General features: G+C 58.5%; 3 protein-coding genes. 1 reads left to right on the top strand and 2 read right to left on the bottom strand.

What is annotated here, in order from left to right:
• Positions 1-258: 258 nt before the first annotated feature.
• Complete coding sequence (locus tag HV670_RS30065; RefSeq protein WP_175108551.1) at positions 259-591, bottom strand: BrnA antitoxin family protein; 333 nt, start codon at positions 589-591, stop codon at positions 259-261.
• Entirely contained in the window at positions 575-844 is a 270-nt protein-coding gene (locus HV670_RS30060) for a BrnT family toxin (protein WP_175108550.1), read from the bottom strand. The genes HV670_RS30065 and HV670_RS30060 overlap by 17 nt, the downstream gene beginning before the upstream one ends.
• 84 nt (positions 845-928) lie before the next feature.
• On the opposite strand from HV670_RS30060, the gene HV670_RS30730 reads away from it, so the two are divergent.
• The coding region (locus HV670_RS30730; protein WP_217478562.1) for a hypothetical protein at positions 929-1,141 on the top strand (213 nt) is incomplete at its 3' end.

The raw sequence follows: 1,141 nt of genomic DNA, 5'->3' as shown, positions 1-1,141 counted from the left end.
GCGGACGCTGGGGTTCGATGCACGGCAAACAAAGCACCATCAGCTGAATGCTCTACGCAAATCGTTGCCGAGCAGATGAGCAGTTAGCGATGGCGGCATACGGCGCATGCGGGCCCGCGTGCTCGGCCGAATCAGAAGCCGACGATGCCTGGAATGGTGGCCCGTATGAAAAAACGCCAACGGGTTAGCGCGGGCGTTACGAGCTATAAGAATCTGTCGGCCTGACTGAGGGGTAACAGGCCCACCAACGAATATACGTTATGCGGCCGCATCAATGGGATGCTCGCTCAGGTAGACGCGCAACGCGTCATTCATGCGCGTTTGCCAGCCGTCACCGGTCGATCGGAACGCATCGACAATGTCCTGATCGTAACGCACGCTGACGGCGACCTTCGGCGATGCTGACGGCGGCCGGCCCATACGCTTGCGCTCGGCCATGACCTCGCCGTAGGGCCGCAACTTCTTGAATTCTTCGGCCGTGAGCTCGTAGGTGTCAGGATCCGCCGCGATACCGCGATTGATCGCCGCTTCTTCTTCTGGAGTCGGCAGGATGATCTTCCGACCGGACCGTGTCTTAATCGTATTGTGCATAGTGCCGCACCTCTCTAGGGTTAGCCTTGCGCAGGCTAATAACATGCATGACGTCGCCGCGCTGCGGGAACACGACGCAGTAAAGCCGTCCGTCAATCACCGTATAACCGACTTCGCGCAACTCACCGCAGTCCTTGCGTGTATCCGGTTGCCACAACACTTCCGGCCAGTCGATTTTGCTCGCCAGTTCGAGCGTTACGCCACGCTTGTTTTTATCGCCTTCGTCTTTAGCGGAATCGAATGTGATATCCATGCATTTATTGTATATACATGAATTGCAAGTGCAACAGTCGATCACCCCGTCACAAGCTAGACCGCGTCCTCGGCGCGATCGAACATGAAACAGCCGTGCGACCTCGGCCGGACGCGCACTTCGCGCGCGGCGCACCGATTCGCGGCCGGATCGAACGCTGAGCAGCGGCCGCATATCTCACTCGGCGGCAACGCCATGATTTCGGCGATCTTTGCGCCGAGCTGGCCGACCGAGGAAATCGACGAAGAGAACACACAGCGCGACGACGTCGGTGGCACTCATTTACGTAAGCCACAA

Source organism: Pararobbsia alpina (assembly GCF_902859895.1).
Taxonomy (GTDB): Bacteria; Pseudomonadota; Gammaproteobacteria; order Burkholderiales; family Burkholderiaceae; genus Pararobbsia; species Pararobbsia alpina.
This window is presented reverse-complemented; position numbering and strand designations above follow the sequence as displayed.